This is a genomic window from Fundidesulfovibrio magnetotacticus, from assembly GCF_013019105.1.
In the GTDB taxonomy this organism is placed as follows: Bacteria; Desulfobacterota; Desulfovibrionia; order Desulfovibrionales; family Desulfovibrionaceae; genus Fundidesulfovibrio; species Fundidesulfovibrio magnetotacticus.
Map to the genome: position 1 here is coordinate 24,923 of NZ_BLTE01000015.1, position 18,659 is coordinate 43,581.

The 18,659-nt window shown below is 67.1% G+C and carries 19 protein-coding genes and 1 other RNA gene; 7 read left to right on the plus strand and 13 right to left on the minus strand.

What is annotated here, in order from left to right:
- Positions 1–17: 17 nt before the first annotated feature.
- Positions 18–1,541, minus strand: coding sequence for a glycosyltransferase family 4 protein (locus tag NNJEOMEG_RS15330; protein ID WP_173086015.1), 1,524 nt, complete (start codon positions 1,539–1,541; stop codon positions 18–20).
- Positions 1,541–3,022 carry a B12-binding domain-containing radical SAM protein gene (locus NNJEOMEG_RS15335; protein ID WP_173086017.1) on the minus strand — a complete coding sequence of 494 codons (1,482 nt, stop codon included), beginning with the start codon at positions 3,020–3,022 and terminating at the stop codon, positions 1,541–1,543. The genes NNJEOMEG_RS15330 and NNJEOMEG_RS15335 overlap by 1 nt, the downstream gene beginning before the upstream one ends.
- Before the next feature lie 107 nt (positions 3,023–3,129).
- Here NNJEOMEG_RS15335 and NNJEOMEG_RS15340 point away from each other — a divergent pair, with 107 nt between their 5' ends.
- From NNJEOMEG_RS15340 to NNJEOMEG_RS15370, 7 genes are all read left to right on the plus strand, one after another.
- On the plus strand, positions 3,130–4,233 hold the full coding sequence (locus NNJEOMEG_RS15340; RefSeq protein ID WP_173086019.1) for a glycosyltransferase: 1,104 nt from the start codon (positions 3,130–3,132) through the stop codon (positions 4,231–4,233).
- 3 nt (positions 4,234–4,236) lie between these two features.
- A complete protein-coding gene (locus NNJEOMEG_RS15345) occupies positions 4,237–5,373 on the plus strand; it encodes a glycosyltransferase family 4 protein (protein WP_173086021.1) in 1,137 nt (378 codons plus the stop codon).
- Between the two features lie 151 nt (positions 5,374–5,524).
- The gene (locus tag NNJEOMEG_RS15350; protein WP_173086023.1) at positions 5,525–7,315 is read left to right on the plus strand and encodes a methyl-accepting chemotaxis protein; all 1,791 of its coding nucleotides are present in this window, start codon (positions 5,525–5,527) and stop codon (positions 7,313–7,315) included.
- A gap of 135 nt (positions 7,316–7,450) precedes the next feature.
- Positions 7,451–7,723, plus strand: coding sequence for a hypothetical protein (locus NNJEOMEG_RS15355; protein ID WP_173086025.1), 273 nt, complete (start codon positions 7,451–7,453; stop codon positions 7,721–7,723).
- On the plus strand, positions 7,720–8,055 hold the full coding sequence (locus NNJEOMEG_RS15360; RefSeq protein WP_173086027.1) for a hypothetical protein: 336 nt from the start codon (positions 7,720–7,722) through the stop codon (positions 8,053–8,055). Before NNJEOMEG_RS15355 ends, NNJEOMEG_RS15360 begins: the two co-directional genes overlap by 4 nt.
- On the plus strand, positions 8,052–8,810 hold the full coding sequence (locus NNJEOMEG_RS15365; RefSeq protein WP_173086028.1) for a FecR family protein: 759 nt from the start codon (positions 8,052–8,054) through the stop codon (positions 8,808–8,810). Before NNJEOMEG_RS15360 ends, NNJEOMEG_RS15365 begins: the two co-directional genes overlap by 4 nt.
- A complete protein-coding gene (locus NNJEOMEG_RS15370; RefSeq protein WP_173086030.1) occupies positions 8,807–9,148 on the plus strand; it encodes an antibiotic biosynthesis monooxygenase family protein in 342 nt (113 codons plus the stop codon). Before NNJEOMEG_RS15365 ends, NNJEOMEG_RS15370 begins: the two co-directional genes overlap by 4 nt.
- Here the strand turns inward: NNJEOMEG_RS15370 and NNJEOMEG_RS15375 are convergent.
- The 11 genes from NNJEOMEG_RS15375 to atpD all read right to left on the minus strand — a co-directional run bounded on the left by NNJEOMEG_RS15375 (position 9,130) and on the right by atpD (position 18,647).
- Positions 9,130–9,981, minus strand: coding sequence for a UbiA-like polyprenyltransferase (locus NNJEOMEG_RS15375; protein ID WP_173086171.1), 852 nt, complete (start codon positions 9,979–9,981; stop codon positions 9,130–9,132). The two genes, NNJEOMEG_RS15370 and NNJEOMEG_RS15375, sit on opposite strands and share 19 nt — an antisense overlap.
- A 101-nt stretch (positions 9,982–10,082) precedes the next feature.
- Positions 10,083–11,348 (minus strand): tyrosine--tRNA ligase, encoded by a 1,266-nt coding sequence (gene tyrS, locus NNJEOMEG_RS15380; RefSeq protein ID WP_173086032.1) that lies wholly within the window; start codon positions 11,346–11,348, stop codon positions 10,083–10,085.
- Positions 11,345–12,127: a TIGR00282 family metallophosphoesterase gene (locus NNJEOMEG_RS15385; protein ID WP_173086173.1), complete on the minus strand. Its 783-nt coding sequence runs from the start codon at positions 12,125–12,127 to the stop codon at positions 11,345–11,347. The genes tyrS and NNJEOMEG_RS15385 overlap by 4 nt, the downstream gene beginning before the upstream one ends.
- Positions 12,124–12,354 carry a hypothetical protein gene (locus NNJEOMEG_RS15390; protein WP_173086034.1) on the minus strand — a complete coding sequence of 77 codons (231 nt, stop codon included), beginning with the start codon at positions 12,352–12,354 and terminating at the stop codon, positions 12,124–12,126. The genes NNJEOMEG_RS15385 and NNJEOMEG_RS15390 overlap by 4 nt, the downstream gene beginning before the upstream one ends.
- 296 nt (positions 12,355–12,650) lie before the next feature.
- Positions 12,651–14,207 carry a ribonuclease Y gene (gene rny, locus NNJEOMEG_RS15395; protein ID WP_173086036.1) on the minus strand — a complete coding sequence of 519 codons (1,557 nt, stop codon included), beginning with the start codon at positions 14,205–14,207 and terminating at the stop codon, positions 12,651–12,653.
- Between the two features lie 162 nt (positions 14,208–14,369).
- A non-coding RNA gene (ssrS, locus tag NNJEOMEG_RS15400) (6S RNA) lies at positions 14,370–14,553 on the minus strand.
- 18 nt (positions 14,554–14,571) lie between these two features.
- Positions 14,572–14,841: a cell division protein ZapA gene (locus NNJEOMEG_RS15405; protein ID WP_371865501.1), complete on the minus strand. Its 270-nt coding sequence runs from the start codon at positions 14,839–14,841 to the stop codon at positions 14,572–14,574.
- 5 nt (positions 14,842–14,846) lie between these two features.
- Positions 14,847–15,056 (minus strand): cell division protein ZapB, encoded by a 210-nt coding sequence (locus tag NNJEOMEG_RS15410; RefSeq protein WP_173086038.1) that lies wholly within the window; start codon positions 15,054–15,056, stop codon positions 14,847–14,849.
- A 32-nt stretch (positions 15,057–15,088) separates the two neighbouring features.
- A complete protein-coding gene (gene glmU / locus NNJEOMEG_RS15415) occupies positions 15,089–16,465 on the minus strand; it encodes a bifunctional UDP-N-acetylglucosamine diphosphorylase/glucosamine-1-phosphate N-acetyltransferase GlmU (protein WP_173086040.1) in 1,377 nt (458 codons plus the stop codon).
- A gap of 340 nt (positions 16,466–16,805) precedes the next feature.
- A complete protein-coding gene (locus NNJEOMEG_RS15420; protein WP_173086042.1) occupies positions 16,806–17,237 on the minus strand; it encodes a F0F1 ATP synthase subunit epsilon in 432 nt (143 codons plus the stop codon).
- Positions 17,238–17,243: 6 nt separating this feature from the next.
- Complete coding sequence (gene atpD / locus NNJEOMEG_RS15425; RefSeq protein WP_173086044.1) at positions 17,244–18,647, minus strand: F0F1 ATP synthase subunit beta; 1,404 nt, start codon at positions 18,645–18,647, stop codon at positions 17,244–17,246.
- Positions 18,648–18,659: the final 12 nt, after the last annotated feature.

Sequence of the window (18,659 nt, forward strand, 5' to 3'; positions counted from 1 at the left end):
CTCGCTCCGGCCCGTCTTCACGTGCGCCCCCCAAGGCGTTCCAGGGTGGCCACCACGGTGCGGCGCAGTTGCTCCACGCGGCGCAAGGTGAAGTCGGAGCGGGGATCCTGGTCCAGGCGCTTCACCAGCCAGATGGTGCCTATGGCCTGGTTGTCGCGGTCCAACAGCGGCAGTTCGATCTTCAGAAGCGCCCTGTCCAGGAGGTATTCGCGGCGGTCGCGGTCCAGGTCGGGGCGCTGCCAGGTGAGTGCGGCCACCTCGCGCCCCGGGACCTGCGAGACGAGGCCGAAGCGCTCCAGGCCGCCCTCGCCCGGCTCCAGGACCATCTCGCCCAGGTCGAAGCCCAGCTTGGCCAGGGCCTCGGTGACGTTCTCCCACATTCCGGCGACGTCCTGGGACTCGGAAATCTCGATCTGGAGGTTCAGGAAGGTGCGCCGCCCGTGGCTCACCCCGGCCTCGTCGGAGATGTCGCGGATCCATCCGAAAATCTTGTCCATGGCAAAAAAACTGAAGTAGCCCGCCTTGCGCACGAAGAGGATGAGCGCCCCCCCCAGGAGCAGGATGAAAAGCCCGGCGGGCACGTCGCGCAGGTTCACGATGAGCATCGCCATCAGGGCAAGGAAGACCGTGACCGCGTAGAGGAACACCACCGTCTTGCGCTGGGACCAGCCCCTGGCCAGCAGGTTGTGGTGCACGTGCTCGCGGTCCGGCTCGAAGATCTTCTTGCCGCGCACGAAGCGCCGCAGGGGCGAGGTGAGCGTGTCCAGAAGCGGCACGCCGAAGGCCAGGATGGGCATGAGGATGGTGGCTCCCACCTGGGACTTGGCCGAGGAAAGGATGGAGAGCGCGGCCACCATGTAGCCCAGGAAGTAGCTGCCCCCGTCGCCCAGGAAGATGGAGGCGGGGTTGAAGTTGTAGCGCAAAAAGCCCAGGGAGGCCCCGGCCAGGGCCGCGAAGTACATGGCGGGCAGGGCCTCGGCGCGCATGGTGGCCAGCACCGCCTGCACGGCGCACACGAAGAAGGCCACCCCGGCGGCCAGGCCGTCCAGGCCGTCGATGAGGTTGATGGCGTTGATGAAGAGCACGAACCAGAACACCGTGAGCAGGTAGGAGAGGAACTCGAAATCCACCGAAACCAGCCCGGCCAGGGTGAAGGACTCGATCTTCACGCCCCCGAAGAAGCAGATGCTGGCGGCCGCCACCTGGGCCAGGAGCTTGAGCTTGGCGGGCAGGGGCCTGCGGTCGTCCACGAGGCCCACCAGGAAGATGAACAGACCGCCCCCCAGCACGGACCACAGCTGCCCCTGCTGGAAAAGCCTTCCCTGGATGGGCACGCCCGGGGCCAGGGTTACGGCCGCCGCGGCCAGAAAGGCCAGCACCAGGGCCAGCCCGCCTGATCTCGGAATGGGGTGGGCGTGGATCTTGCGGCCCTGGGGCGCGTCCATGAAGCCGAAGGCCCTGCCGAACCGCGCGGCCAGGGGCGTGGCGAGAAACGCCGCCCCCAGGCCCGCCGCGAACACGGCCACGACCCAGCGCGTCATCAGAAGGCCCGCCTCACGAAGGTCCACAGGGACTTGGCCAGGCTGGCCACGCCCTTGCGGCGCACCATTTCGGCCATGATGGAGAAGCTCTGGCCCGGTTCGAAAAGGTATTTGAGCACCTTCTTGCGCGCCACGCGGCGCGAAAACAGGGCGTACCAGCGGTCGATGTCGGCGTTTGAGAGCCCGGGGTAGCTCATCACCGAGTCGCCCATGCCGTCGAAGCGGGCCAGGTCGGTGGTGGCCAGGTAGCCGTTCTTCAAGGCCCATTCGTACATGGGCGTGCCGGGATAGGGCACGGCCTTGGAGACCTGGGCCGTGTCCACCTCCAGTTCCTCCATGTAGGCCATGGACTTGCGGATGGTCTCCTCGGTCTCGCCGGGCAGGCCCATGCAGAAGGTGGCGTGGGTGCGGATGCCCAGCTCCTTGCACCACTTGGCCACCTGTTTGGCCTTGGCGAGGTCCAGGGGCTTGCCGATGGCCTTCAGGATGGAGGCGTCGGCCGATTCCACCCCGAATTTCATGCCGATGCACCCCGCCCCGGCCATGGCTTCGAGCATTTCGCGGTCCACGAACATGGCGTCGCCCATGACGGTCCAGGGGGTGGTCAGGCCCAGGGCCTTGATCTCGCGGCACACGTCCAGCACGTGTTTCTTGTTCACCACGAAGCTCTGGTCGTCGAAGTAGAACTGGCGGGCCCCGAAGCGCTCCACGCACCAGGCCATCTCCTCGGCCACCTTGCGCCCGGAGCGCACGCGGTACTTGGGCGAGGCGTACATCACGTGGCGTTCCTGGCAGTAGACGCAGCCGCAGGGGCAGCCACGGCTGGAGAGGATGTTGATGCAGGGGCTGTAGAGGGTGAAGTCCGGGTAGATGGTGGCTGGAAAGTCGTCGCGGTCGGGGAAGGGCAGTTCGTCCAGGTCGGCCAGCAGGGGGCGAGCCGGGTTCTCGGCCACCTCGCCGTCCTTGCGCCAGGTGAGCCCGGCCACGCCGGAGAGGTCCGCGCCGTCCACGAGGGCGTTCACCAGGTCGCGCACGGTCATCTCGTATTCGCCGCGCGCCACGTAGTCCACGGCTTCGGCGCGGGCGGCCAGATCGCGGTGGGTCACGGTGGCGTAATTGCCGCACACCACCACGGCGCACCCCGTAGCGGCCTTGATGCGGGCCAGGAAGGAGAGGTCCTCCTCCAGGGTGAGGGAGGTGAGCTCCACCACGAGCAGACCGGGCTTGCGCGCCACGATTTCGGAGAAAAGCTCCTCGCTGGTGAGGTCGAGCACCACGCCGTCCAGGCCCCGCACGTGGGCCTTGGTGTCGCGCTTGAGCAGGGCCGAGGCGTACGCCAGCCAGAAGGGGAAGGGGTAGTAGTCCACCGAGCGCGACGTGCCGATGGTCATGGGCCAGCGCGAGCCGGCCTTGATGTAGTGTTTGACGGAGCCGTCTGCCTCGATCTTGACACCGGCCAGGTTGGCCACGAGAACGTTCATAGGGGGTTATCTGGGAGGTTCGGGTTGGGGAAAGGGGTTGCCAGGGCCTTTCGCCCCGGCTATGCACAACGGCCAGCCGCTTCTACCCCAAAACGCGACGGACGCCAATGCGCCAGAGTCCCATCATTTTGCACGACGCCTTCCGCTTTCCCGGCGGCGGGGAGAAGGTGGCCCAGTGCCTGGCGGAGTTGACCGGCGGCATCCTCTGGACGGCGGAATACAACCACGCGGCCTTCCCCCCGGACTTCTTCGGGGAGCGCCATCCCCTGGACCTGCGCGCCCGCCAGGCCCATCCGGACCTGGCCCGCTGGTCCGAGACGGCCTGCCTCTGGAAGGCCTTCGCCTCCTTCCCGCCCTCGAACCCGCCCTACACGCTCTACAGCGGCATGCTCGCGCCCCTGGCCTGGAAGCGCCTGGGCGGCAAGCGCATCCTCTACTGCCACACGCCCCCGCGCATCCTCTACGACCAGCGCCGCTTCTACCTGCGCTCCATGCCCCGCGCCAAACGCTGGGCCTACGAACTCTTCCTCCGGGCCTTCGAGCACGCCTGGGCAAAGGCCGCGCGGGCCATGGACCTCATCGTCTCAAACTCCCAGAACGTGGCCCACCGCCTGGGGGGCTACCTCCAGCTGGACTCCGTGGTGGTGCCCCCGCCCGTGCGCACGGCGGATTTCCGCTGGATCGCCCAGGAGGATTTCTACCTCTCCACGGCCCGCGTGGACCGGCTCAAGCGCGTGGACACCGTGGTGGAAGCCTTCCTGGGCATGCCGGAGAAGCGGCTGGTTGTGGTCTCGGGCGGCAGCGAACTGGAGCGGGTGCGCGCCATGGCCGTCGGCGCGCCCAACATCGAGGTGAAGGGCTGGGTGACTCCCGAGGAGTTGCGCGCCCTCACGGGCGCCTGCATCGCCACGGTGTACATCCCCCGCGACGAGGACTTCGGCATCTCGCCCGTGGAGTCCATGGCGGCGGGCAAACCGGTGATCGGCGTGGCCGAGGGCGGCCTGCTGGAAACCGTGAGGGAGAACCGCACCGGCATCCTGGTGCGCCAGAACCCAACGGCCTCCGACGTGGCCCTGGCCGTGCGGGCCATGTCCCCCGAGGCCGCCCTGGCCATGCGCCCGGCCTGCGAGGAGCGCGCCCGCAAGTTCGACGAGGCGGCCTTCAAGGCGGCCATGGCCGGGCACATCGCCTCGGTGACGGGACAGGGGTAGGCCGTGGCGCGCAAACTCCGGCTCATCGTTAACGCCTTGCCCCTCACGGGGGTTAACACCGGCATCGGGCGCTACCTGCGTTGCCTCTACGAGGCCTTCCAGAAAAAACACGGCGGGGACTTCGAGATCGCCTGGTTCGACGGCCGCCGCGCCCTGCCCCACATGCCCCCGCCCGGGTCGGGCGTGTCCGGCCGCTCGCGCCTGGCCAAGCTCCTGTGGAAGCTGCCGCCCCTGGCGGGCCTGGCCGTGCGCCTGGCCGTGCACGCCCGGCGCGAGGCCGCCTTCCGCCGCGCGGCCAGGGGGTTCGACCTCTACCACGAGGCAGCCTTCTTTCCCTTCGCCGCGCCCCGTGGCGTTCGCACCGTGTTCACCGTGCACGATCTCTCGCTCATCCGGCATCCGGAGCACCACCCGCGCGAACGCGTGCTTTATTTCGAGCTGTTTTTCCGCCGCCGCCTGGAGAAGGTGTCGCGCTTCCTGGCCGTTTCGGAGTTCACCCGCCGCGAGATGGCCGACGTGCTCGCCATCCCGCCCGGACGCGTGGACATCACCCACAACGCCATCGACCCGCAGCGCTTCCGCCCCTCTCCCGGGGCCTCCCGCGTGCCGGGTCTGGACCCCGGCGAGCCCTACTTCCTCTTCCTGGGCACCAACGACCCCCGCAAAAACCCCCATGTGATCCCCAAGGCCCTTGCCCGCAGCGGCCTGAAGACGCCCCTGGTTCTGGCAGGGTGGAGCGGCTGGTCCGGGGAGGAGAAGGCGGCCGGACGGGTGATCGAACTGGGCTATGTGCCCGACGAGGCCCTGCCCGGGCTCTACTCCGACGCCCTGGCCCTGGTCTATCCCAGCGTCTACGAGGGCTTCGGCCTGCCCGTGCTGGAGGCCATGGCCTGCGGCTGCCCGGTGATCACCTCGGGGCTCTCCAGCCTGCCCGAGGTGGGGGGCGAGGCCTGCCTCTACCTGGACGACCCTTCGGACCCGGAAGCCATGGCCCACGCCATGCGCCGCCTGGCCGGGGATGCAGCGCTGCGCGGGGCCCTGCGCGCGCGGGGCCTGGAGCAGGCCCGGCGCTTCTCCTGGTCCGCCTCGGCCGACGTGGCGGCGCGGGCCTTCCGTCACGCCCTGGACGAGCCCCGCTGAACGACGCTTCCCGCTCGGCCGCACGAAGAACCTTACGGCAGGCTTACATTCTTGTCCCTTCCTCGCGACCGGCCTTGACCGTGCCTGTCACTTCCTTCATAGATTAGTCCGGTCAAACGGCAGCCCATCAACACGATCCATCGGAGTCCTCATGAGCATCAAGTGGAAAATCCTGCTCATCGCCCTCGTCGGCCCCCTGGTCCTGGCGCTGGTGATGTTCGTCCTGGAAGTGAGGTCCATCTCCTCCTCAGCCGAGGACGCCATCTTGCAGGAGTCGCGCGGGATCGTGTTCATGGCCGAGGCCGCCCGCACGGAGATGTCCAAGAAGCTCGAGACGGGCGTCATCCGCCCCTTCGACCAGATCCCCAAGGACCGGCTCATCGAGGCCGTGCCCGTGATCACGGCCATCAACATGGCCCAGCAGAACGCCTCAAAACTTGGCTACCAGTTCCGCGTGCCCAAGGAGCAGCCCCGCAACCCCAGGAACGAGCCCACCGAGTTGGAACGCAAGGTGCTGCGCGAACTCGAAAGCAAAAACCTGGAGGAGATGGTGGTCAAGGAGGCCGACAAGGTCCGCTACTTCCGGGCCATCCGCCTCACGCCGGAATGCCTCTACTGCCACGGCGACCCCAAGGGCGAAAAAGATCCCCTGGGCGGCACCAAGGAAGGCTGGAAGGTGGGCGAGGTGCACGGGGCCTTCGAGATCATCTCCTCCCTGGACCGCGCCGCCAAGCAGACCAGCAGCGCCGCGCTCTCCGGCGGGCTCATCACCCTGGGCGTGCTGGGCGCCATCTTCGCCATCGCCTGGGTCTCCATGAGCAAGAACGTGCTCGGCCCCCTGAACAACATCCAGGAATTCGCCGGAGCCGTGGCCAACGGACAGCTGGACGCCCAGCCCAAGGGCAGCTTCACCGCCGAACTCAAGGCCCTCAAGGACGCCATCTCCACCATGGTGGGCAAGCTCAAGGAAAAGATGGCCGAGGCCCAGCGCAAGACCCAGGAGGCCGAGGTCCAGAAGACCCAGGCCGAAAAGTCCATGGCCGAGGCCCAGGCCCAGGAGGCCAAGGTGACGGGTCTTCTTTCCACCATGGCCTCGGTGGCCACCGACTCCGCCGAGATCGCCCGCCAGGTGGCCCTGGCCTCCGAGGCCCTCTCGGCCCAGGTGGAGCAGGTGAACAAGGGCGCGGAAATCCAGAACCAGCGCACCGAGGAGACCGCAACGTCCATGGAGGAAATGAACGCCACCGTGCTCGAAGTGGCGCGCAACTCCTCCTCGGCCGCCGAATCGGCCGAATCCGCGCGCACCGAGGCCCAGAAAGGCGCGCGCATCGTGGCCCAGTCCGTGGAGGCCATCAAGCAGGTCTACCAGCAGGCCCACCAGCTCAAAACCCAGATGACCGCCCTGGGCAAGCAGGCCGACGACATCAGCCGCATCCTGGACGTGATCTCCGACATCGCGGACCAGACCAACCTCCTGGCCCTCAACGCCGCCATTGAGGCCGCCCGCGCGGGCGAGGCCGGACGCGGCTTCGCGGTGGTGGCCGACGAGGTGCGCAAGCTCGCCGAAAAGACCATGAACGCCACCAAGGAAGTGGGCGAGGTCATCGGCTCCATCCAGACCGGCGCGCGCGACAACATCAAGAGCGTGGAGGCCGCGAGCCAGTCCATCGACTCGGCAACCGGCCTGGCCAGCCAGTCCGGCGAAGCCCTCGACCACATCGTGACCCTGGTCACCCAGACCTCGGACCAGGTGCGCTCCATCGCCACGGCCGCCGAGCAGCAGTCGGCCGCCAGCGAGGAGATCAACCGCGCCGTGGACGACATCCGCCGCGTCACCGCCGAAACCGCCGACGGCATGGGCCACTCGGCAAAGGCCGTGTCCGATCTGGCCGTGCTGGCCCAGAAACTCCAGGGGCTCATCGACGACATGAACAAGGGCTAGGCGTACCTCACCGCATCGAAACCAGCGACGGCCCGGGGCGACCCGGGCCGTTTTTCATTTTCCAGACGCAACGCCGCACGCGCCGCCCCGCGCCGGGTCTTGCCCCCGGGCCGCTTTGGCCGTACAAACCGCCCCATGAAAGACGAACGCGGACTCTACTACTACCCGGCCCCCCAGAACACCGCCATCCGCATGTACGTGCGCGAAAGCTTCGACGTGATCGAATTCCGCATGTTCAACCGCGAATACCCCGAGGTCTGGGAGCGCCACGGCTGGATCCCCTACGAAGAGATCGAAATGGCCGCCGAGATGTACAAGCAGCGCGGCCGGGGCACCAACCCCCTGGAACTCTACGACCTCGACGTGGCCCGCAGGCTCCTCATCGACGAGGGCGGCTCCGCGCGGTGAGGAACGGCAAGCCCGATTTCCGGCTCTTCGGGCGCGTCCGCCCGGCCAATCCCGGGGACCTGCCCCGCCTGGCCGCCACCCTGCCGCCCGACGCCTCCACCCGGGACGGGGATACCCTGGACATCGACTACGCGGGCTTACACCTGGACCTGGAGGACTTCCTCCAGGAGGCCCGCCGCCTGCTGGGCCAGGAAGGCGAAGGCCACCTGGACGCCTTCGACGACGAGGCCCGCGTGCTCACGCGCTACGAGCTTTCGGCCGCGGGCCACGCCGCCAAGACGCACCGCTACGACGACATCCTGGAGCACACCAAGGGGGAGGGCAACTGGTGAACGCCACACGCGCCTCGCTTCTCCCGGCCTGCGCCCCCGCGCCGAAGGCCGTACGGACCTCCGTCGGCCCCGGCCGCAGCCCCGCCGCGCACGCGCCTGCGCACCGGACGGCCCTGCTGGCGGCGCTCTTCCTTGCGCTTGCCGCGGCGCTCCTGGTCGCGGCCGCCCCGGCCCGCGCGGACCGCTCCGGCGACCCCGTGGGCACGATCACCCGCGTGCAGGGGCCCGTGTTCCTGGAGGAGACCGGAGGCCGCCGCCTGCTCGCTGCCGGTGAACCGCTCCACGAGGGCGACGCTCTGGTCACCGGGTCAAGGGCGCGTGCCGAACTGACCTTCCTGGACGCGAGCGTTGTCACCCTCTCGGAGGACACCGCCCTGACCGTGCGCAGCTTCGACATCCCCAAGGGCCAGGCCCGCTTCGAGATGCTGCGCGGGGCCTTCCGCGCCGTCACCGGGAGCATCACCCGCCCTGAAGGCGCGGACTTCCGGGTGCTCACCCCCCTGGCGGCCATCGGCATACGAGGCACCGACTTCTGGGGCGGCTTCTTCACCCCCGAGGAGCTGGGGGTGTTCCTGGCCTCGGGCAAGTCCGTAGCCATCTCCAACACGCACGGCACGCGGGTGATCACCAGGCCGGGCGAAGGCGTCACGGTCACGCTGGCGGACCCCTGGCCAACCCGCCCCGTGAAGTGGCGCGAGGCCAAGGTGCGCCGCGCCGTGCGCCTCGTCACGTTCGAGGAGGACTCCCCCAAGTGATCGCCCGGCGCTGGAGCTGCCGCTGCCCGCTGGACACGCTTCCGGATTTTCTCGACCACCTGCGCGCCACGGGCGTGGCGGAAACCTCCGCCCTTCCCGGCTTTCTGGGACATCAGACGCTCCTGCGCGAACTTGCGGGCGAGGCGGAAGTGACCCTCGTCACCTACTGGCGGGACATGGAGAGCGTCCGTGCATTTGCCGGGGGCGATCCGGGGCGGGCGCGGCTCTATCCGGGGGACGAGAAATTCCGCATCGCGCCGGACCTGGAGGTCCGGCACGAGCGGGTGATCGAATGGTCGGGAGCGCCCCAGGGGGCGGATCAGGCGAAGAGGTCGTAGAGCACGCCCAGGAAGAGCGTGGCCGCCACCACCCCGTTGAGGGTGAAGAAGGCCATGTTCAGGCGCGTGAGATCGTTCTCGGAGATCAGGCGGTGCTCTATCCACAAAAGCGCCGCCACCAGCGCGAGCACCCCGAAATAGCCCCAGCCCAGCGCCGCGGACCAGCCCGCCAGGGCGAAGAGCGCCACGGCCTGTCCGTGCAGGAGCGCCGCCAGGGAGAGCGCCGACCCCACGCCGAAGCGCACCGGCATGGAGTGCAGGGCGTGGCGACGGTCGAAGGCCTCGTCCTGGGAGGCGTAGAGCACGTCGAAGCCCGCCACCCAGCAGGTGACGCCCAGCCCGAAGAGCACCGGGGCCAGGGCGAACTGGGGCGTCACGGCCAGCCATCCGGCCACCGGGGCCAGACCCAGCACGCTGCCCAGCACCACGTGGCACAACCAGGTGAAGCGTTTGGTCAGGCTGTAGAAGCCCGCCCAGGCCAGCACCACGGGCGAAAGCCACAGGCACAGGGGGTTGAGCCCCCAGCAGGCCAGCACGAACACGGCCGCGCAAACGGAGACGAAGCCCCAGCCCTGGGCGCGGGTGATGGCCCCGCGCACCAGTTCGCGGCCCTGCGTGCGCGGGTTCAGGCGGTCGAAAGGCTCGTCCATGAGGCGGTTGACCCCCATGGCGTAGGAGCGCACGGCCACCATGGCCAGGGTGAGCAGCGCGAAGGGCGCGAAGCCCGGCCAGCCGCGCTTGGCCAGAAACAAACCCACGTAGGCGAAAGGCAGCGCGAAGACCGAATGCTCGATCTTCACGAACGAGGCGAACAAGGCCGCCCGCCCTGCCAGGGCCTTGAGCTTCTCGCGCGAAAGGGCCTTGAGCAGCGGCGGCGGGCAGACCCTGCCGCACGTCGGCCGGACGCAACTCCCCTGCGCGGGGTCGGCGGCGTTCACCCGAGCCTCGCCACGCCGTAGCTTTTCTTGCCCTTGCGCACCAGAAGGAGCGAGCCGCCCGCGAAGTCGGATTCGGGGTAGGCGTAATCGGCCCCCACCTTGGCGTTGTTCACGGTCACGGCCCCGGCGGCCAGGTCCTTGCGGGCGTTGCCCTTGGAACTGCACAAGCCAAGCTCCACCAGCAGCGTCACCATGTCCGGGATGTCCGCGCGGGAGGCGTAGTCGCGCCCCGGCGCGCCCTCCAGGGCGGCGCGCAGGGTGGCGGGGTCCACGCCGTCCAGCGCGCCTTTGCCGAAGAGGTATTCGCTGGCCTTCACCACATGCTCGGCCTGGTCGCGCCCGTGGACCATGGAGGTCATTACGTAGGCCAGGGTGCGCTGCGCCTCGCGCATGTGGGCCTTTTCCGCCACGGCCACGGCCAGGGCCTCGATCTCCTCGCGGGGGAGGAAGGTGAAGTACTTGAGGTAGTTCACCACGTCGCGGTCGTCGGCGTTCACCCAGTACTGGTAGAAGGCGTAGGGCGTGGTGATGTTCGGATCCAGGTAGATGGCGCCCTTCTCGCTCTTGCCGAACTTGGCCCCCGAGGCCGTGGTGATGAGCGGGAAGGTCATGGCGTGGGCCTCGGCCCCGGACTTGCGCCGGATGAGTTCGAGCCCGGCGGTGATGTTGCCGAACTGGTCGCCCCCGCCGATCTGCAGGGTGCAGCCCTGCTCGCGGTTCAGGTGGTGGAAATCGAAGGCCTGCAGGATCATGTAGCTGAACTCGGTGTAGGAGATGCCCGACTCTTCGCGGTCGATGCGCCCCTTCACGGAGTCCTTGGCCAGCATGTAGTTCACGGTGAAGTGCTTGCCCACGTCGCGCAGCAGCTCGATGGCCGAAAGTTTCCCGATCCAGTCGAGGTTGTTCACCACGTCGATGGAGGCCCCGTTGTCCGTGAAGAGCTTGAGGATCTGGGCCTTGATGCGTTCGGCGCGGGCGGCGGTGTCGGCGGGGTCGGAGAGCTGGCGCTCCTTGTCCTTGCCGCTGGGGTCGCCGATGAGGCCGGTGGCCCCGCCCAGCAGGGCCATGGGCCTGTGCCCGGCCAGGGCGAAGCGCATGAGCGCCAACAGGGGCACCATGTTGCCTATGTGCAGGCTCTCGGCCGTGGGGTCGAAGCCGCAGTACATCACGCGTCCGGGCGCGGCCAGGTGTTCGCGCAGGGTGTCCGCCCCGCTGGTCTGATGGACCAGGCCTCGCCAGGTGAGTTCGTCGAAAACGTTCACGAAAGTCCTCCTTGCCAAGGGCGGATGCTTAGCGCCCGGCCCGTGGACTCGTCAATGGCGCACAAGGCCCCCTCCAGTCGCGCGGGGCCCTTGGCCACCTCGAAGCGCACGGGAAGCCGCGTGAGGAAACGGTTCACGATGCCCTGCGCGTCCATGCCGATCACGGAATGCACGGGGCCGCACATGCCCACGTCGGTGAGGGCGGCCGTGCCGCCGGGCAGGATGCGGGCGTCGTTGGTCTGCACATGGGTGTGGGTGCCGAGCACCGCGGAGACGCGCCCGTCAAGAAAATAGGCCATGCCCTTTTTCTCGCTGGTGGCCTCGGCGTGGAAATCGACGATACGGACAGCGACGTCGGCTGGCAGGGAGTCCAACAGGGTCCGGGCGGTCTGAAAGGGGCAGTCCACAGCGTCCATGTAGGTGCGGCCCAGGAGATTGAGCACGGCGTAGGGCACGCCCCCGGCCGTCTCGAAGACGCGCAGGCCCGTGCCGGGCGCCCCGGCCGGGTAGTTGGCCGGGCGCAGCAGCCTGGGCGCTTCCTGGAAGACCGGAAAAACATCCTTGTGTTTCCAGGTGTGGTTGCCGCCGGTGAGCACGTCCAGGGGCAGGGCCAGGAGCTCGCGGGCGGCCTTGGCGTTGAGGCCTATGCCGCCCGAAGCGTTCTCCACGTTGGCCATGAGCACGTCCAGCTCCAGGTCGCGGCGCAGGTTGCGGGCCTGTTCCGCCAGGGCCTTGCGCCCGGGGCGGCCCACCACGTCGCCCAGGAAGAGGACGCTCAGCATGCGACCACCTGATCGGCCGGTTCGGTCGCCCTGCAGGCGAGCACGGTTTTGAGGAGCGGCGTCAGGAGACAGTGCGGTTTGCCCAAACCGGCCACACGGAGTTGTTGCGCCTTCACGGTCGTCTTCACCACGGCCCCATGGTCGCACTGGGCGCTGAAGTCGCCCGCAACGGGCTCCCCAAAAACACCGGTGAGCCCGTGCGTGGACTCCCACTCTCCCTGCATGCCCCGCACCTCCGCCGACTCCGTATGGAAATCCCTGAACCGCGCGCTGCGGGATTTCCCGACCATTTTGCAGAAAACATCCTGCTCCTTCTGCCAGCCATGGCCATCCCGTCGGCCCGGGGGCTGTCCTTCTAGACGCTTCGAGCGGCAAGGCCCTGGCCGGTTCGGATAGTCCAGGACGTCCCCTCGCCGCGCCAGGGCCTTGTAAGCACCTGATGCGTCTGCCGGCCCACTGTCTACTTCCCGGGAGGTTCTCTCCCCGTCGGCCGACACTGGCGGCACCTGCCGCGTGGGCGCTATTTGGCGAATCCCACGGCCCGGCGTTCGCGGATCACGGTGACCCTGATCTGGCCGGGGTAGGTGAGGTTCTCCTCGATGTTCTTGGCGATGTCCTTGCAGAGAACGTGCGTCTTGTCGTCGTCCACGGCGTCGGAGTCCACCACCACGCGGATCTCGCGGCCTGCCTGGATGGCGTAGGCCTTGGAGACGCCATCGAAGTTGGTGGCGATGTTCTCCAGGTCCTCCAGGCGCTTCACGTAGCTCGAAAGGAGCTCCTTGCGTGCGCCGGGGCGGGCGCCCGAGAGGCTGTCGGCGGCCTGCACCAGCACGGCGTAGACGGTCTTGGGCGGCACGTCCTCGTGGTGTGCCTGGATGGCGTGGGTGATGTCCTTGGACTCGCCGAACTTCTTGGCCAGGTCGTAGCCGATGATGGCGTGAGGGCCTTCGATCTCGTGGTCCACGGCCTTTCCTATGTCGTGGAGCAGGCCCGCGCGTTTGGCTTTCTTCACGTCCAGGCCCAGTTCCGAGGCCATGATGCCGCACAGCGACGCCACTTCCAGCGAGTGCTGGAGCACGTTCTGCGAATAGCTGGTGCGGTAGTGCAGCTGGCCCAGGAGCTTGACGATCTCTGCGTGGATGCCGTGCACGCCCACGTCGAAGGTGGCCTGCTCGCCCAGTTCGCGCAGTTTCACCTCGAATTCCTGCTCGCACTTCTTGACGATGTCCTCGATGCGCGCCGGGTGGATGCGGCCGTCGGTGATCAGGCGTTCCAGGGCCATCTTGGCCACCTGGCGGCGGATGGGGGAGAAGGCCGAGAGGATCACGGTCTCGGGCGTGTCGTCGATGATCAGGTCCACGCCGGTGGCGGCCTCCAGGGCGCGGATGTTGCGGCCCTCACGGCCGATTATGCGGCCCTTCATCTCCTCGCTGGGCAGGGTCACGGCGGTGACGGTCTGCTCCGAAACGTAGTCGCCCGCGTAGCGCTGGATGGCAAGGGCGAGGATTTCCTTGCTTTTCTTGCTGGCTTCTTCCTTGGCTTCGGTTTCGATCTGGCGGATCATGCGCGCGGCCTCGTGGCGGGTGCGGCTCTCCATCTCGGCCATGAGCACGCGCTTGGCCTCATCGGCCGTGAGGCCGGAAATTTCTTCGAGCTTGCGTTCCTGCACCTGGGCCGATTCGGCCAGGCTCTCCTCCTTCTCGCCCAGGATTTTCTCCTGGTGGGAGAGGCGCTTTTCCTGGGCCAGCAGGTCGGACTCCTTCTGCGTGGCTTTTTCAAGCTTCGATTCGAGCTTGTCCAGCTTCTCCTGAAGCGAGGATTCCTTGCGCACGAGTTGGCCCTCGCGCTCCTTGACCTCCTTCTCGTGTTCGAGCTTCTGCTTGTAGAGTTCGTCCTGGGTCTGGAGGATGATTTCCTTCTTGTGCGCCTGGGCCTCCTTGCGGGCCTCTTCCAGGATGCGCTCGGCCAGGGTTTTCGATTCCGCCAACGCCTTGGCTGAAATGATCCGGTTGAGCAACCATCCGCCCGCGGCGCCTGCCGCCACGCCCATCACGCCGACGACGATGCTGAAGTCCATGCCGATTCCCTCTATTGTGTCACGGGCCAGCGCCCGGTATGCCGCACCGGGCGCTGGCCCGGAACGCGAAAACAAGTCCGCCGAAGGCGGTGCAGGGAACAGTGAAGACGGACGCGGCAGGCGCACGGTGGGAGCGGGGCTCCCCAAGACTGAGGATGGCCGGGGGACCCCGGAGAGCCGTGTCGACGATCAGTTTTGAACCTTGCTTACGCAAGGTGGGCGACACTGGACGGCTTTAAGGCCACCCGCTCAAGGCGGGTCCGCACACCAGCCGTCTCGGAGCGTCACCCTTTTCAGGAGTATCGGCTCAGAAACCGATCGACGATCACGCGCACTCCAGGGAAGTATCGTCATAACGCCGGGATCATTCCGGCGGTTTTATCCTTTTCAGAATCCTGTCGAGCTTGCTTTCCATCTCGGACAGTTTCTGGTTGGCCATCAGCAGATCGTCCGCGAGGCCCAGGGCCACGAACGTCAGCAGCTTCTCCTTGCTCAGATTCTTTCCACCCGGATTGAGCAGCCTGTAGCGTTCTTCCACCAATGCCTTGGCTGTCTCCACGCGGTCCGGTTCCGCGTCGGTCTTGAATGAGAGTTCAAGCCCGAGAATGACCTTGCTGTAGCTTGGCATCGGCATTCAATTCAGATCGGCTCCTCTTGCAACTTCTTCAAGAGCTGATCCACCCGGGACAACACGGCGTCCTTCTTCTGGCGTTCCAGGTCCAGGGCCTCTTTCATCGAGGCATTCTCCTGTTCCATGGCCGCCTTCAAGGTCCTGTTTTCTTCTTCCAACGCCTTGAGGCGATTCACCAGTTGCGCGATGCGCTCTTCCAAGGTGTCGATGATGTCCATATGCTAACTCCTACCCGGTTTGACAGGTGAAATCAAGCCGGGTTTTTCCTGCGCTCACGAACGATCTGCTTGCCGCGCGCGATGGCCAGAGCCCCGGGCGGCACCTCCTTGGTGATCACCGAGCCCGCGCCCACCAGCGCCTCGTCGCCAACCGTCACGGGGGCAACCAACGCCGTGTTGGAGCCGATGAACGCCTTCGCGCCGATGCGCGTCACGTGCTTGTTCACTCCATCGTAGTTGCACGTGATGGTTCCGGCCCCGATGTTGGCCCCGGCGCCGATGAACGCGTCGCCAAGGTACGACAGATGCCCCGCCTTGGCCCCTGGGCCAAGCACGGATTTCTTCATCTCCACGAAGTTCCCCACGCGGGCGTCGTCCTCCAGCACCGCGCCGGGACGAAGCCGCGCGAAAGGTCCGGCATGGCACCCCACGCCCAGCACCGCCCGTTCCAGGTGCGAGAACGAATGCACCACGGAGCGCACGCCCAGTTGGCTGTCCTTCACCACGCAGCCCGACTCCACCACCGCGCCGGGCTCCAGCAACGTGTCGCCAAGCAGTTCGCACGGTCCGCAGACCTCGCATCCAGGCGCGATGCGCACGCGCGGGCCGACGCGCACGCTCCCGGCCTGACGGATCACCACGCCGGAGTCGATCAGCCCATCCACGATGCGAACCCGCAGGCTTTCCTCTGCCGCCAGCAATTCCCTGGCGTTGTTGATGCCCAGAAGGTTTTCATCCCGGCCCCGGCTCAGGGCGGAAACCTTTCCCCCGGCGCGAGCCACCAGCTCCGCCAGGTCCGTGATGTAGAATTCACCGCCCTTGTTGGCATTGGTAAGCCCGTGCAGCACCTTGTCAACGGCCGACACCCGCAAGAGGTAGATGCCCGCGTTGATCTCTCCCGTCGGTCGCCCGTGGGCAGATGGGTCGAAATCTTTGGCCTCCACGATGCACGCGCCCCCGGAGGCGTCGCGCACCACGCGGCCGTATGCGCCGGGGTCGTCCAGCTCGATGGTCAGAAACGCCAGGTCCACGCCTGCGGAAAGGCCGTCTTCGACGAAGGCCGCCAGGTCTTGCCCGGACGCCAACGGAACGTCGCCGTTGACCACCAGCACGTAGTCCTCGCCGGAGGCCAGAATTGCGGACCACGCGCACTGCAGGGCATGACCCGTTCCCAGCTGCTGCTCCTGGAGCACGAACCTTCCGTCGTATCCGGGGTAGGCCTTGCGCACCTTCTCGGCGCCAAACCCCACCACAACGCGCACCCTCTCGCCGAACACCGGTTCCAGGCCACCCAGCACGAACCCGAGCATGGGCTCCCCCAGCAGCGTGCGCAGCACTTTGGGGTCTTCGGAATACATCCTCGTGCCCTTGCCCGCCGCCAAGACCAACGCGCTGACCTTCTCTTTCATGGATGCCTCGTTTTCAGTGTGAACAATTCCGTGTGGATTTGGCACAGGCAGGGCGGCTTTTCAAGGGGACTGACGCATCCGCCGGCGCGCCGCTGGCATGACCGACGATGAACGATCGGACGCGGTGTCTCGTAGATGAAGAAACAATCGATCAAAGAGCAGACGCCCAGGATGGCCCGAACAAGCCATTTCAGGCAGTGACTGCTCGATGGAACGCACAGCACGCGTCATCCGCATCGAGAAGAACCATCGTCGCCCAGACGTTTCCGGTTTGCCGCAAAGGAAAGGGCGGCGGACTTTCGTCCGCCGCCCTCAAGTGCGGTCTGGGTCGCAGCGCGTTTTAGGCGCGGCTGCTGGTGCCTGCGGACTGGGCTGCGGTACGGCAGCTCATGCGGGCCATGGCGCGCTGGAGTGCAGCGGTGGCCCTGGCGTTGTCCAAGGCTTCTTGTTGTTTGGTGATGCGCTGGCGCGCGCGCTCTTCAGCGCGGCGGGCGCGTTCCATATCGATCTCTTCGGCCCGTTCGGCCACTTCGGCCAGGACAGTCACCTTATCGCCGCTGACTTCGGCAAACCCGCCGGAGACGAAGACGTAGTAGGTCTTGCCGCCGACGTTGTAGTGCAGGTTGCCGATGCCCAGAGCGGAGAGGAAGGGAACGTGGCCGGGCAGCACGCCGAACTCGCCGAGCACGCCGGGCGCTCCGACGTATTCCACGTCGGAGGACACGACCAACCGGTCAGGCGTGACGATTTCCAGGCGGAGTTCCTTGGCCATGATGCCTTACATCTCCTTGGCTTTCTGCACCGCTTCTTCGATGCCGCCCACCATGTAGAAGGCGCCCTCGGGGAGGTCGTCGTGGTTGCCTTCGATGATGGCCTTGAAGCCCCTGATGGTGTCTTCCAGCTTGACGTAGCGGCCTTCCTTGCCGGTGAACTGGGCGGCGACGAAGAACGGCTGCGAGAGGAAGCGCTGGATCTTACGGGCGCGGGCCACGGTCAGCTTGTCCTCGTCGGAGAGTTCGTCCATGCCCAGAATGGCAATGATGTCCTGCAGGTCCTTGTACTTCTGGAGGATCTGCTGCACCGCGCGGGCGACGCCGTAGTGCTCCACGCCCAGGACCAGGGGGTCGAGGATGCGGGAGGTGGAGTCGAGGGGGTCCACCGCGGGGTAGATGCCCAGTTCCGCGATCTGGCGCGAGAGCACGAGGGTGCCGTCCAGGTGCGAGAACGTGGTGGCCGGCGCGGGGTCGGTAAGGTCGTCCGCGGGGACGTACACGGCCTGCACCGAGGTGATGGAGCCCTTGTTGGTGGAGGTGATGCGCTCCTGCAGGGCGCCAAGGTCGGTGCCGAGGGTGGGCTGGTAACCCACCGCGGAGGGCATGCGGCCGAGCAGCGCCGACACTTCCGAGTTGGCCTGGGTGAACCGGAAGATGTTGTCGATGAACAGCAGCACGTCCTGGCCTTCGGCGTCACGGAAGTATTCCGCGACGGTGAGGGCGGTAAGGGCCACGCGGGCACGGGCTCCCGGGGGCTCGTTCATCTGGCCGTACACCAAGGCGGCTTTGTCCAGAATGCCGGCTTCCTTGAACTCGTGGTAGAGGTCGTTGCCCTCGCGGGTACGCTCGCCCACGCCGGCAAACACGGAGAGGCCGCCGTGCTGCTTGGCGATGTTGTTGATCATTTCCATCAGAATAACCGTCTTGCCCACGCCGGCGCCGCCGAAGAGGCCGACCTTGCCGCCCTTGGGGAAGGGAATGAGCAGGTCGACGACCTTGATGCCGGTTTCCAGCACTTCAACCTTGGTGGAGAGTTCCACGAAGGCGGGAGCGGTGCGGTGGATGGGCAGGAACTCCGTGGCGCCGACATCGCCGGCTTCGTCCACGGGGAGCCCCACGACGTTGATGATGCGGCCCAGGGGGGCGCGGCCCACGGGGGCCATGATGGGGTTGCCGGTGTCCACGCCTTCCATGCCGCGCACGAGGCCGTCGGTGGCGTCCATGGCGATGGTGCGCACGACGTTGTTGCCCAGGTGCTGCGCCACTTCAAGGACGAGGTCCGTGGCGTTGGGGTTGTTGGTGTTCTTCAGATTCACCGCGTTCATGATGGCGGGGAGCTGGCCCTCGGGGAATTCGAGGTCCACCACCGCGCCGATAACTTGTACGATCTTGCCTTTGACACCGCTCATGATTTCTCGCCC